Source organism: Mycoplasmoides fastidiosum, from assembly GCF_024498275.1.
Taxonomy (GTDB): Bacteria; Bacillota_I; Bacilli_A; order Mycoplasmatales; family Mycoplasmoidaceae; genus Mycoplasma_N; species Mycoplasma_N fastidiosum.
The window spans coordinates 118,817-133,267 of sequence record NZ_CP101809.1 but is presented as its reverse complement, the minus strand read 5'-3'; the positions used below and the strand labels follow the sequence as shown (position 1 = coordinate 133,267).

The window sequence follows — 14,451 nt, the reverse complement described above, 5'->3', positions numbered from 1 at the left end:
CCGATTTTTAAGCATGATTATTCTTCTAAAATTTTGATGAAAACATCCTGAGGGACATCAACCACTCCAATCGCTTTCATTCGTTTTTTCCCCTCTTTTTGCTTATCTCATAATTTCCGTTTTCGGGTAATATCACCACCATAACATTTAGCAGTTACATTCTTTTTTAACGCTTTAATTGTTTCCCGAGCAATTACTTTGGTGCCAATTGCGGCTTGAACCGGAATTTCAAACAGGTGTTGAGGAATAATTTCCTTTAATTTTTCAACAATCCGTTTAGCTTTGTAATAAGCACTTTCACGATCAGTGATGAATGATAAAGCATCAACCGGATTTCCGTTCAGTAATAAATCTACTTTTTGTAATTTCGCGGGTCGCAAACCAATTAATTCATAATCCAATGAAGCATAGCCATTAGAAACTGATTTCATTCGATCGTGAAAACCATAAATTAATTCACTTAATGGCATTTCATAAACAATTGTACGCTGAACTGCTGAATCTAGAAGCATGTCAGAATAAATTCCCCGCCGCTCTTGGCATAATTCCATAATTTTGCCAGTGTATTTCTCAGGAATCGAAATTTTGGTTTTAACATACGGTTCATAAATTGTTTTGATTCGGGATAAATGAGGAAGATCAGTTGGATTATGAATTGTCAAGATTTCACCATTAGTTAAATGAATTTCATAGCTTACCGAAGGAGCAGTGGCAATTAAATCAATTTTGTATTCCCGGGACAAACGTTCTTTAATAATGTCCATGTGTAACAAACCTAAAAAACCACAGCGAATTCCGAATCCTAAAACTTGAGAAGTTTCGTATTCAAAAACTAATGATGCATCGCTTAGAGCAATTTTATTCATGGCATCTTTAAATGCTGCATACTGGGAAGTATCAATTGGATATAACCCACAAAACACCATCGGTAAAACCTTACGATAACCCGGTAAAGCTTCAGCAGCTGGAGCATCAGTATGAGTGATTGTATCTCCAACAGCTACATCGTGTAAGTTTTTAATATTAGCTGCAAAATAACCAACTTCACCAGCCCGTAGTTCGGCAACTTCTTCAAATTTAGGAGTTTTAATTCCTAATAAAACTGCTTGCATTTCCTTGCCTGAAACCATGAACTTAATTTTGTCATTAGTTTTTAAAACTCCTTCAATGATCCGAATAAAAACAATCGCTCCCTTATAAGGATCATAATAAGAATCAAATACTAGCGCTTTTAAAGGTCGATCATTTGGAGTTGGTGCATTGGGTACATACTTAATGATTGCATCTAAAACTTGTTGACAGTTTAAGCCAGATTTTGCAGAAATTTGGGGAGCATATTCACAACTTAAACCGATTCGGGATTCAATTTCTTGAATGGTTGCTTCAACATTAGCTCCTGGTAAATCAACTTTATTTAGTACTGGAATAATTTCTAATTCATTTTCTAAAGCTAAATAAACATTAGAAATCGTTTGAGCTTGCACGCCTTGTGAAGCATCAACAACTAATAATGCAGCTTCACAAGCGGCTAAACTTCGGGAAACTTCATAACTAAAATCAGCATGACCAGGTGTGTCAATTAAGTTGAGTTCGTATTTTTCTTTTGTTACTGGATCAGTATAATTTAAGCGCACCGCATTTAGTTTAATGGTAATACCCCGTTCACGTTCTAGTTCCATTGAATCAAGTACTTGAGCAGTCATTTCCCGTTTGGATAAAGCTCCAGTCATCTCAATTAACCGATCAGATAAAGTTGATTTACCATGATCAATGTGCGCGATGATACAGAAATTTTTAATTTTTTTGTTCATCTAATATTTTTTCTTATTTAGTTGTTTCATTGTGCATTTGTTGTTCAATTAAATTAACAATAGTATGGCTGTCATCACCAAAAACCATTCTTAATTTTAAATCTGAACGCATCAAACCTTTTGCTCCTAAAGCTTGTAGTTCTTGCAATTGAACTGCTTCTCATGCTTTTAGTTCAACACTAATTGTATTGACAACAGCACTGATGTTGGCAATGTTTTTGACTCCACCTAAAGCTTGAATCATTGCAGTGATATCAACAGTTGTGGTTTCACTAGTTTTCAGTTCATTTCGAACAGTTTTAGCTTCTAAAAGTGCTTGTTTCTTTGTGAAAAAGCGTCCGTTAAAAGTGATGATTTTTCAAAACCATTTTCTTAAAAATTTCATGGTTTAACTCCTGTTTTTAACAAGTTAATTAGTAATTATAAACCAAGATTGAGATCATGCTTTTTTTGTTGATAAATCAGTCTTTAATTAGAATAGGATTAGTATTTTTTAAGAAAAATAGAACTTAGTTTTTTAATGTAAGTTTGACTATCACAAGCAAAATACAATAATGCTTTAGATTCCACTAAAGATAATTCAAAAGTTTCAAAATTATCACTACCGTCTAATTCAATTCCGTCTAAACTAATTCGGAATTTTCGGTAATTATCTGTTGCCTGTAATTGAATTTGTGTCGTTCAAGATAAAATGATGGGATTGTTAACCGTATGAATCATTGATGTGCCTTGAGCAAATAATTCGTTCATAATTCAGCCATGAACTTCAGGAAAAATCACTGGACCGTTAGCTGATTTGTTATAACCGGTTGAACCGTATTTTGTGCTAAACAATAAACCACTACCCCGGTAGTGTTCTAAAAAATTATGATCAATTGCAACATCAAAAGCTAATAAGTTTTTAGCAAAAAAGACTACATCGTTAAAAGCAAAATGTTCTTGATTATCAAATCGAAGTCTAATTAAATGACAAGTTTTGTAACATAAACATGTTAAATCTTGTGGTTCAATAATATTCAAAATTTTTTCCAAATCATTTTCACCAAACATGGAAAAAAAGCCAACATTTCCTCCATTAATTCCGATGATTTTTAGATTCTCTTGAAATGCATATTGGGTCACTGCATGCGCAAAAGTGCCATCCCCACCAATTAAGAATAAGTACTCAAACGTTGCATCATTTTCTTGGTGATTTTTTAAAATGGCTCGTAATTTATTAGCAATTTTTTCAGCTTTTTCGTATTGAGCAGTAATAATTTTATATTGCATAGGATGAGAATAAAAATAGGGTTTCTTGAAATTAAATGAAGAAATTTAAAAATGATTTTTGGGTTTTTGGTTGCTGAAAAAATTATCTTTAGCAACTTTTAAAGATTGCATCATTTCACGTTGTAGTTCTGTTTTTTTGCGACCAATATTAAAACAGTTAGAACATCGCGCTTCATAAGAATCAGTGTCACCAATCAAAATTTGATCTAAAACCATTTCGGGTTTATGAATTCGATAAGTACGAGTTGCATCAGAACCACAATTCAAACAAATCGCAGTTAACTTGCGGACTTCATCTGCGATAGCTAATAAGTTTCCCATTGGTCCGAATGGTTGATGGTTAGAATCAGTATCCAAACCTGTAACTAAAACAGTAATTTTTAAAGCTGCTAAATCCCGAACAACATTCACAATATCAGCATCCAGAAATTGGGCTTCATCAAATGCAACCACAAACGGAAAAACTTTAATGTGTTTTAAATGTTCTTTCACTTCTGCACTGTTTTTAATGACAATTGCTTTCATTTCTCGTCCATCCCGAGATTTAGCAGTGCCTTTAGTGCGACTATCAATTTGGGGTTTAAAAATAATGTAAGGGACACCGGAGTATTCTAATCGTTTCAATTGGCGTAATAATTCTTCTGATTTGCCAGCAAACATTGGTCCACAAATCACAACAATTTTGCCCCGATTGTTTTTCAGGGCATTTGGTTTTGGTAATTGCATTGGGGTTTTAAATTTCATATAAATTAAAATTAAACATTAAATTTGAATAAACAAACATCACCATCTTGCATCAAATATTCTTTGCCTTCAGAACGCATTTTGCCATTTTCTTTGACACCTGATTCAGAGCCATAATGAATCAAATCATCATACCGCATAATTTCTGCTCGAATAAAACCGCGTTCAAAATCAGAATGAATAATTCCTGCACACTGAGGTGCTTTCAAACCATTTCGAAATGGCCAAGCGCGAACTTCAGTTTTACCAAAAGTAAAATAGGTTGACAAATTTAATAACTTAAAAGAAGCACCAATAACTTTATTTAACCCAGTTTCCTGCATACCCAATTCATTCATCATTTCTGTAGCATCATTAGGGTCTAATTGGGATAGTTCGTTTTCTAATTTAACTGATAAAGCAATAGCATTAGCGTTAAGGCTTTGTGCATAAGCTAATAATTTTTGAAATTGTTCATTCGCTTCAGGATTAGCAATGTCATTATCATTAACATTACCAATATAAAGCATTGGTTTTTGGGTCAGAAAATTATAAGATTTCAAAAATGTTAATTCATGTTCATTAAATTCCATTAAACGAATTGGTTTTTCTTGATCTAAGAATTGTTTAATGCGTTCTAATAAATCTCACGCATCAACTTGATTAGTCAGTTTTTGTCCCATTTTTTTAGGCAAATTATGGAGTGCTTTTTTAACCACTTCTAAATCAGCATAAATCAGTTCTAAATCAATTACTTGAGCATCCGTAACTGCATCTAATTGATCAGAAGTTGATAAAATGGTTTTGTCATCAAAACATCGTACCACATGACAAATAGCATCAACATCGCGAATATTTTGCAAAAATTTATTACCCAAACCTTCTCCTTTAGAAGCTCCTTTAACCAATCCCGCAATGTCAACAAATTTAAAAGTTGCATATGTAATTTTATTAGGTTCAATGATTTGGGCTAATTTGGTTAATCGTTCATCAACCAAATTCACTACACCAACATTAGGTTCAATTGTTGCAAACGGATAATTTTCGACTAAGATTGATAATTTGGTAATTGTATTAAAAAGCGTAGATTTACCCACATTTGGTAAGCCTACAATGCCCGCTGATAATGCCATAGATTAATTTGTTTTACTTTCATAATTTTTTTAAATAATCCCCATACTCAAGCCCACAATAATTGTAATTATCAAAACAATTAAATAGACCAAACCAATCGATAAACAAGGGATGATTGATTTCTCTCTCAAAACTTGACTATAAGCTTCTAAGGTAAAGGGTTTTTCTTGATTTTTTTGGTGATTTGAACCAAAACCCTTTGTCCCTGAATGATGTATATTTCCTCCGGATTGGTGGGTTCAACTAGATCTTAAACGTCTGTTTCCTAGTTTCAATTTTTTCAGCGCTTGAATTCCAATTGCAAACCAAAAACTGAAAACTAAATAACGATTAGCAAAAATCAAAAAATTAATGCCCACTAAAATGGCTGATGCTGTGGATAAAGTATTAATTCACGAAAAGTTACGATGAATGACTGGATATAAGGTAATAAATCAAAACACAATCAAACTAGCTATTCATGAAAACGATAATTTTCACTTATCAGTTTTAGCTCATTGGTCTTTTAGAAATTGTTTGGTTCTCAATCCCCGGTTTTGGGTGAAATTAGGGGTTTTTTTCTTATTTTGCTTCAAAATTACCTCACCTCCCAACTCTAATTAGCTTCAATACATTAAATGCTAATTATAATACATTAACAATTTTAAGCGCTGCTAATCCGTGGTGTTTCTGCTGATTTCTACTTGAATATTCGACTTTTTCAACTGAAAAATTGGTGTAAAGGCAGTTTAACTTAATTAGCAGTCGATAGGTTAGATTGCTAATTTTGGCAAAATTATGGTAGAATTATTAGTGTTTTAGGAAACATTAGAAAACTAAACAAGGAGTCAAGATATGGATTTTAACTTCAAAAAAAGTAGTGACTTACCACCTTTAGAAGAGTTTGGGAGAAACTTGAATAAAGAAGTTGCTAATAATAAAATTGATCCAGTTATTGGTCGGGAAAACGAGATTCGCCGGTTGATTGAAATTATCTCCCGTAAATCTAAAAATAATCCCATTTTAATTGGTGAACCAGGTGTAGGTAAGACCGCTATTGTTGAAGGATTTGTTCAACGGATTGTTGCTAAAGATGTGCCAACTAATTTATTGGATAAAGAAGTTTATGAAATTTCATTGTCTAATATTCTATCTGGAGCTTCTTTTCAAGGTCAATTTGAAGAACGCATGAATAAACTAATTAAACAAGTGCAAGAATCAGAAGGCAAAATTATTTTATTCATCGATGAAATTCACCAATTAGTAGGTGCAGGACGAACTAGTGGCGCAATGGATGCAGCCAATATTTTAAAACCACTAATGGCTCGGGGTGATTTTAAAATCATTGGTGCTACTACTTTGAATGAATATCGTAACTATATTGAAAAAGATGGCGCTTTAGAACGTCGCATGCAAAAAATTTTGGTTAACGAACCATCTAAAAATGAAACCATCACAATCATGCGGGGATTAAAAGAACGTTGAGAACTATTTCACGGGGTAAAAATTTTAGATTCAGCGATTGTTGCTGCAGTTAATTTATCTGATCGGTACATTACTGATCGCATGTTGCCCGATAAAGCCATTGATTTAATTGATGAGGCTGCAGCCCGAATCAAAACCGATATGCATTCCCAACCAAAAGAATTAGATGTTTTAAACCGTGAAATCATTCACTTAGAAACCGAACGAGCTGCTTTAGCTCAAGAGGATACTGAAAACAGTCGGGAACGTTTACAAGAAGTCGATAAACGCTTAATTGAATCTAAAGATCGTCAAGCCATCATTCAAGAACGATGAAAAAACGAAAAAGAATTACATAAGAAACTGCAGAAATATAAAGAACAAATTGATAAAGTTAAATTAGCAATTGAACGTTATCAAATTGAAGCTAAATTCGAAGAAGCATCTAAACTACTGTATGTTACTTTGCCAAATTTAGAACGTGAAATCAAAGCCATTGATGAACATTTACAAAAATCTTCTAAATTAGTTAAAGATAAAGTAACTGAAGAAGAAATTGCAGCCGTTATCTCTGATGCAATCGGAGTTCCCTTACAAAAAATTGTTGAATCTGAAAAAGAAAAATTATTGCACTTACGAGACACGTTAAAAAAAGAAATTAAGGGTCAAGATAATGCAATTGAATTAGTGACTAATGCTGTTTTACGGGGACGAGTAGGTATTAATGATCCAGATAAACCAATTGGTTCTTTCTTGTTTTTAGGTCCAACTGGGGTTGGTAAAACCGAAGTTGCACGGGCATTAGCTTTTGCTTTATTCGATAGCAAACGCAAAATGGTACGCATCGATATGTCTGAATACATGGAAAAACATTCTATTTCTAAATTAGTTGGTGCTCCTCCTGGATATGTTGGTTATGATCAAGCTGGATTATTAACTGAATCAGTTCGACGCAATCCCTATTCTGTAATTCTTTTAGATGAAATTGAAAAAGCGCACTCTGATGTTTTGAATTTGTTATTACAAATTCTAGATCATGGAGAAATTAAAGATGGTCAAGGACGGTTAATTAATTTTAAAAATACCATTTTAATTTTGACCTCAAATATTGGAGCTAAATACATTTTGGATAATGAACCTGAAAAAGCTTTAGGTGAAATGCGTCGCTATTTACGACCCGAATTTATTAATCGTTTAGATGAAATCATCATTTTTAATAAATTAGAATCCAATGTGATGTTTGAAATTGTGAAAAAATTCATGAACGAACTAATTCGACGCATGAAAAAAGACCATTATTATCTAACTTTCACCCATGAAACAGTTCATCATATTATTGAACGCAGTTATGATATTAATTACGGAGCCCGACCAATTAAGCGCTTTATTCAAACTCATGTTGAAAATTTATTATCCCAAAAAATCATTAATGATGAATTGGTGAAAGAGAAAAAGTATTTATTAGATTGGGACAAACAAAAACAAGAATTGATATTAATCCCCGAATAATTCACTGTAAATCAGATTTTATTTTATTAATACAGAAAGACAATGTTATATACTAACATTGTCTTTTTTCTTGTCAAATCCTAACCAAAAAGTTTTCTCTAAAAAAATTCATTCTTCTCGTATAATAGATGGGATTTAATTGGAAAAAATTAATTTTCAAAACATGAATAATAAACTTGATTTAGGTTCTAAATTGGGTTGAAAAGAGGTCTAAGTTGAAATTCAAAAAATTAAAGGGAGTTTGACTACCATTAAGCATAATTTCTGGATTGATTTTATCTGCTTGTTCTGGTTTATCCGAAGCTAATAATCCAACCAAAGTGAATTATGTTGCAATTGGTGATTCAGTAGCTGCTGGATATAATGCTGATTTAGGTGGTTTAGAAACTAGCGGAAATTTTAATCAAAGCACTAATGCAGTCAATGGTTGAAGTTATCCGTCATTCTTAGCTCATTATATTAATCAAAACTCAGTTGAAAAATTAGAAGATTACACAAATCTAGCTATTTCTGGAGCACGTACAACTGACTGGTTACATTTTTTAAATAAAACACCAGAAGGTTATGATGTGAAATCTCGAAGTGATTATTTTAACTTTGTTCAAAAAACTAATGCTGATTTAAATAGTCCGTTTAAGGATCGTCTACCTAAATACTTTGGTGATTTTAGCACAGGTCAATATAACAAAATTTTAGAGAAAGTTCAAAATGCTGACTTAATTACTGTTTCATTAGCTGCAAATGATTTTTTTGCTGAAATTCCATTGACTGATTTAGCTGATACTAGTAATTTACCATCATTGTATTTAAAATTGGGTAGTACTAATAGAAAAATCATTAAAAGTTATGAAGATTTAATTGCAAGAATTAAAGAATTAAACCCCAAAGCTAGAATTGTTTTAACAGGTTATCCAATGCCATTAATTCGTATTAGTAATGCTTTAAACAATTTAGTTAATAATTTAGCTCTTGGTGGTGGTACTTCTAGTTCAAGTGGTAGTCGTAGTATCGGTTTTAATATTGGAAGCATTCTAAGTTCTTTTTTAAAGGATAAAGAAGCAACTCAATACATTCTTAATTTAGTTAATCAAACAATCATTAAAGACGTGGCAAAAAAAGCTAATGTTGATTGAATAAATGTCGATGATCCTAATGATTGAAATAAAAATGCTACAGTTTATGCCCATAATTTATTTGATATTCACCCAACTATGTATGGTCATAAAAAAATGGCACAAGACATTTTCTTAAAGTTAACTTTAAAACAAGACAGTGAAGCTGATGCACAGGTAAAAAATTGAAATACCTTAAATCCATTGTGAGATGAACAATACTTGCGAACTGATGTCAAAGGTTTTAAACAATTTTTACATTCTGATTTAGATGAAAGAGATTTAGTTCGTACTGTAGCTGGAGTACCAGGACAAACAACAATCAAAACTCAAACACCATTAGAAAATAATCCTGCATTAGTCGATGTTTTTAATTTAAATAAACGCGGTTCTTCTTTTGTTACTTTAGTTAAAACTGGTGGTTACAATTTATACGATAAACTTTTCAAAGTTTGAATGGGCCTTGAAACCGAAACTACTTGAAACAGTTTTTTAGGAAGTAACGGTACCTATAGAAATTTTGCAACTTGATTAGTGTCTCATCCTGATTTAACTGATTTACTGGTAACTAATTTGGAACATAGTTTAGATAAATATGGTGATCAACGTTTAACTAATGAAAACTTAAAAGATGGTTTTCACTTATTGAACGCTAAAACTTTAAATGCAAAAAGTTTAACCACTATTCTAGTGGCAATGAAAAATTTATTGAACAGTAATTTTTTCAAAAATGATACTTCTCATAATTTTTCAAATGCTTTTAAAAAGAATGGTGCAATCAATAAATATTTAACTAGAAACATTAAAAATCAATTCGTTGAATTCTTCACTGCATTCAATGCTGCTCTTCTTGAATTGCACTCAACAACAGGGACAAATCACACTGAACTTCAAACTAATGGGTCAAACGCTAAATTAAGTGAATATCAAAAAGCAAGTAATTTAGACGATAAAATTGCAGATTGAATTGAAAAAGTAGCAACTGATCTTTTTACTGATTCAACTAAATCTCAATATATGAACGCTAGTTCGACTGCTGATTTAGTCAAGCAATGGTCAGAAAAGAATGTAACTCTTTTGAAAAATTTTTATACTAGTTTTAGCACAACAAGTGGCGGAACAACCACAACTAGTGCTTCCGTGACAGCAACAGCACCTGTTGCAGCTACTCAAACTGCATCTAAATAATACATTTATCCAAGATAATAAAAAAAGACTTCAGAGTATTTCTGAAGTCTTTTTTTATCTTTTCTAGCCAGTCTAATTAATTACAAATTTATTCAAAACTAGCGACAACTAAAATTTCACCACTTAGATTTTTTCGACCTTTGAGTGAAGCTAATTCTACACAATAAGCGCTTCCTACAGGAATGCCGCCAAGTTTACGAATTAAATTTTCCAAACAGTTAGTGGTTCCACCTGTTGCTAACAAATCATCCAGAATTAAAACTCGTTGACCTGGTTGAATTGCATCTTTATGAACATGAAAGGTTGTAGTGCCATATTCTAGAGTACAAGATTCACTAACCGTTTCGCGGGGTAATTTATTTGGTTTGCGTGCTAACACGAAACCTAAATTGGTTTCTAAAGCAACCGGAAGTCCAAATAAAAATCCTCGGGATTCAGGAGCTAAAATAATGTCGGCCTGAATAGTTCGAGCAAAATTAGCTAATTCTTGAATGATTTTTTTAAACAACTTTGGTTTTAAAAATAATGGGGTAATATCTCTAAAATTAATCCCTTTAATCGGGAAATCAGGAACGTTAATAATTTCTTGATAAATTTGATCTAAGTATTTTTTTTCCATTTTTTAATTGGTTTTGTTGATCGCTAATTTTGTCACAGAACTAAATTTTAAACCAATTTATTTTGAAAATTAAATAAAAGTCAAACTAAAACTTTATTATCGATATTTCAAAAATAAAACCCCACTAATGCAGTGGAGTTTTGTAGAATGATGGTTTCAATAAAGGTTTTTTAAAGCGTTTCAACATAAACTCCATAAGTTTGGGGCCCAGTATGAACAAACACCACTTTAGGGACATCAACTATGCCAATTGTATCTACAGCATATTCTAGTTTTTCATTAATTAAACTAACTAAGTTTTGAATAATTTCTGGTTTACCCAAACCATTGTAAATAACAATCTTTTTAATGATACTCTGGTTAGTATTTAACCGTTTAGCAATTGCTGCTACCATTTTAGCAATGGCACCCTCTAGAGTTCGAGAAATGGTTTCTAGAGAATTTTCATCAGTAAATAAAATAACTGGACGAATAATTTTGCCAAAATATTTTAAGATCTTTTTACCACCCCGACCACTTCGAGCAATGTATTTAATATTTTCACAGGTGAAATAACTAAAATTCTTAGTGCGAAAATCCCGAATCAATTCGCTAACTTGCTCAATTTTGAAATCTGGTTTATTCACTTGCTCAGCTAACTGAGTTGCTAAAACTTCTAAACCATACCCAGAATTAGCCGAATCAAATACCAATAAATTATCATTGCCAAATTCGGTTTTTAAAATATTTAAAGATTGGGAAAATTGACTAGAAATTTTTGAAGAAAGTGTCAAATAAATAATTTTTTCGTATTGTTTAAATAAATCCTCAATTGTTTGCACAAATAAGCCAATAGGAGTAGTACTGGTTCTTAAAAACTCACCACTTTCCATTCTTCGACCAATCACTTCTAATGACAAATTATTGAAATGGTCAAATCCTGCTTCATCAATCATGTTTAAGGGCAATAGGACAATTCCATGTTTTTTTGCGGTTTCTTCATTCATTGTAGAAGAAGTATCGGTCATAATGCAAATCTTTTTGTTCATTTAAACAATCCTTTCAGTTTTCAATTCGTTCGAATTGATTAATCAAATTTGTTTGCTATTTTAATACCAAACAACATTATTTTCATTCAAGAATTTTTTAACTAATTGATTAACTTCAACTTCACTTTCTAGAGTTAAGGCTTTAGCAGCTAATTCTTGACAATCTTTCATACTAATTTTGGAAACAAGGTATTTAATTTGGGGAATTGAAGAAGCAGACATTGAAAATGCATCTAATCCCATTCCCATTAATAATGGCACAGATAAAATTTCTCCAGCCATTTCCCCACACATACCAATGATTTTTTTACCCCGATGACACCCATCAATTGCAATTTTAATCATCGATAACAAACCTGGAAAGTTTGGTTGGTATAAATAGTTGACATCCTCACTCATTCGATCCACTGCTAAACTATATTGAATTAAGTCATTTGAACCAATAGAGAAAAAATCAGCATGTTTAGCAAAAGTTTCAGCTAAAACTGCTGCAGTAGGAATTTCAATCATCATGCCAATTTCAAAGTTATCTGCAACTTGAAAACCTTCTTGACGCAAATCATTGGCTAATTTTAAAGTCAAATTTTTAGCAGTTAAAAATTCTTCTACAGTCGCCACCATTGGAAACATAATTCCTAATTTCCCATAAACAGAAGCGCGTAACAAAGCTCGTAGTTGGGTTTCAAAAACATCACGTTTATCCAAAGATAAACGCAAAGCTCGATAACCTAAAAACGGGTTCATTTCTTGGGGAAAATCAAAATAATTTAGATGTTTGTCTCCACCAATGTCTAAAGTACGAATGATAACTACTTTATCACCCATCTTCTCTAAAGCCTGTTTATAACTTTGATACTGCTCGTCTTCAGTTGGTCAATTATTAGCTTCCATGTATAAAAATTCACTACGAAATAAACCAATTCCTTGCCCTCCATTGCTCAGAACTTTTTCAACATCATGAGGATGGCCAATGTTACCTTCAATTAAAACTTTAACCCCATCAGTTGTAGTAACTTCTTGAGTTTTATATTTTTCTAAGCTAGATAAATATTCGCCAAAATTCTTTTGCTGTTTTAATCAAGCATCTTTGGTAGCATCATCATTGATAACTTCGACCACTCCGTTACTACCATTCATGCCTAACAAAACATTATTAGTAACAACATCAGTAATATTTTTTAATGAAACAACTGCGGGAATTTCTAAAGTTCTTGCCATAATAGCAGCATGACTAGTTCGGCCACCGATGTTGGTTAGAAAACCTTTAACAAATTGGGGATCTAACTGAGCAGTTTCACTAGGAGTTAAATCGTGAGCAAGAATAATGCATTCAGAATTAATTGACAATAAGTCGGGTAGTGCTAAATTTAGTGCAAACGCCAACAAACGTTTTTTCACATCATAAATATCACTAGATCGTTCTTTAAAATATTCATCTTCCATTGCTGAAAAGATTTCAAAATATTTGTTGTACACTGAATCAATTGCTACAGCAACTGGTTTTTGTTCTTCTTTGATTAAGGTAATAATTTCTTGACGAATTTCTTCATCATCAATAAGTTGTTTATGCGCTTCAAAAATATCAACTTTTTCTTGACTTAATTTAGCACTAGCAATTTCAATGATTTGATCAATCGCCTGTTTAGCTCTTGTTCGTAACTTTTGGTACTTATCTAACTCAGTTGTTACATCACTAAAAACTTCGTGCTCTAAGTTAAAAACTAATTCTTTTAAAACAAAAGCAGGTGCAATTGCAATCCCATTACTTGCTCCAATTCCTTGAAATTTTTTAACCATAATTATTTAAATTCCCTACTAAAAAACTAGTTTAATTGTAACACTTTTATTTAACCATTTGGTAGATTAATATCCCCGTTGCCACTGCTACATTAAGTGATTCCACTTGTTTGATCATGGGAATTTGAATTTTAAAATCAGTGTTTTGAGCTAATAATTTACTAATGCCATTACCTTCATTACCAACAATTAAAACTGATTTATCAGCATAATCAACTTGATCATAATTTTGGGTACCATCACCTAATAAAGAAGCATAACTTCAATAACCAGCTTTTTTCAATTTATCCAATGCCGCATTTAAATTACTAACTTCAACCACATCAATTAATAATCCAGCACCTGCTGACACTTTTAAAACAGTGGTAGTTAGTTTCACTTGATTGCGATTAGCTACAATGACCCCATCAACATTAGCAGCTGCTGCTGTACGTAAAATTGCACCAAAATTATGGGGGTCTTGAATTTGATCTAACAATAAAATTAAACTACGTTTTTGGTTTTGAGTTCTAGTAATTAATTGTTCTAAACTTAATGAAGCTCGTCCCCGAATAATCAAACAACAATTTTGATGATTTTCATTCCGAAATTTTTTCTCAAATCAATTTTTAGTAACAATTTCGACCCCAATTTTTTCATCTTGACATAATTTAATTAAGTGTTGTTGGGAAGAAGTTAAATAGATTCGATAAATTTTAGATCTTAAAAATGAATCACTAATAGCATCGCCTACAGCTTTACGTCCGACTAAAATCAAATTATGATTTGTGGTCTCATTTGTTTTGATTTCGGGTTTTTTTGAGAAATGGGATTTCATA

General features: G+C 32.1%; 12 protein-coding genes. 2 read left to right on the top strand and 10 right to left on the bottom strand.

The window, feature by feature from the left end; all coding sequences use genetic code 4:
* Positions 1-17: 17 nt before the first annotated feature.
* From lepA to NPA10_RS00580, 6 genes are all read right to left on the bottom strand, one after another.
* Entirely contained in the window at positions 18-1,811 is a 1,794-nt protein-coding gene (lepA, locus tag NPA10_RS00605) for a translation elongation factor 4 (protein WP_256547609.1), read from the bottom strand.
* Between the two features lie 13 nt (positions 1,812-1,824).
* Positions 1,825-2,196: a PTS sugar transporter subunit IIB gene (locus NPA10_RS00600; protein ID WP_256547608.1), complete on the bottom strand. Its 372-nt coding sequence runs from the start codon at positions 2,194-2,196 to the stop codon at positions 1,825-1,827.
* A 98-nt stretch (positions 2,197-2,294) separates the two neighbouring features.
* Complete coding sequence (locus NPA10_RS00595; protein WP_256547607.1) at positions 2,295-3,080, bottom strand: NAD(+)/NADH kinase; 786 nt, start codon at positions 3,078-3,080, stop codon at positions 2,295-2,297.
* A 45-nt stretch (positions 3,081-3,125) separates the two neighbouring features.
* Positions 3,126-3,824, bottom strand: a complete 699-nt coding sequence (locus NPA10_RS00590) for a thymidine kinase (RefSeq protein WP_256547606.1) — start codon at positions 3,822-3,824, stop codon at positions 3,126-3,128.
* Between the two features lie 11 nt (positions 3,825-3,835).
* The gene (ychF, locus tag NPA10_RS00585) at positions 3,836-4,936 is read right to left on the bottom strand and encodes a redox-regulated ATPase YchF (protein WP_256547605.1); all 1,101 of its coding nucleotides are present in this window, start codon (positions 4,934-4,936) and stop codon (positions 3,836-3,838) included.
* 30 nt (positions 4,937-4,966) lie between these two features.
* Positions 4,967-5,512: a hypothetical protein gene (locus NPA10_RS00580; RefSeq protein ID WP_256547604.1), complete on the bottom strand. Its 546-nt coding sequence runs from the start codon at positions 5,510-5,512 to the stop codon at positions 4,967-4,969.
* 259 nt (positions 5,513-5,771) lie between these two features.
* Here NPA10_RS00580 and NPA10_RS00575 point away from each other — a divergent pair, with 259 nt between their 5' ends.
* Positions 5,772-7,889 carry an ATP-dependent Clp protease ATP-binding subunit gene (locus NPA10_RS00575; RefSeq protein WP_256547603.1) on the top strand — a complete coding sequence of 706 codons (2,118 nt, stop codon included), beginning with the start codon at positions 5,772-5,774 and terminating at the stop codon, positions 7,887-7,889.
* 215 nt (positions 7,890-8,104) lie between these two features.
* Positions 8,105-10,189, top strand: coding sequence for an SGNH/GDSL hydrolase family protein (locus tag NPA10_RS00570; protein WP_256547602.1), 2,085 nt, complete (start codon positions 8,105-8,107; stop codon positions 10,187-10,189).
* A gap of 88 nt (positions 10,190-10,277) precedes the next feature.
* Here the strand turns inward: NPA10_RS00570 and NPA10_RS00565 are convergent, their stop codons facing one another.
* From NPA10_RS00565 to rlmB, 4 genes are all read right to left on the bottom strand, one after another.
* Positions 10,278-10,808 (bottom strand): adenine phosphoribosyltransferase, encoded by a 531-nt coding sequence (locus tag NPA10_RS00565; RefSeq protein WP_256547601.1) that lies wholly within the window; start codon positions 10,806-10,808, stop codon positions 10,278-10,280.
* 170 nt (positions 10,809-10,978) lie between these two features.
* Positions 10,979-11,836 (bottom strand): DegV family protein, encoded by an 858-nt coding sequence (locus tag NPA10_RS00560; RefSeq protein ID WP_256547600.1) that lies wholly within the window; start codon positions 11,834-11,836, stop codon positions 10,979-10,981.
* Between the two features lie 60 nt (positions 11,837-11,896).
* Positions 11,897-13,633 carry a phosphoenolpyruvate--protein phosphotransferase gene (gene ptsP, locus NPA10_RS00555; RefSeq protein ID WP_256547599.1) on the bottom strand — a complete coding sequence of 579 codons (1,737 nt, stop codon included), beginning with the start codon at positions 13,631-13,633 and terminating at the stop codon, positions 11,897-11,899.
* 46 nt (positions 13,634-13,679) lie between these two features.
* Positions 13,680-14,450, bottom strand: coding sequence for a 23S rRNA (guanosine(2251)-2'-O)-methyltransferase RlmB (rlmB, locus tag NPA10_RS00550; RefSeq protein WP_256547597.1), 771 nt, complete (start codon positions 14,448-14,450; stop codon positions 13,680-13,682).
* Between the last annotated feature and the right edge of the window lies 1 nt (position 14,451).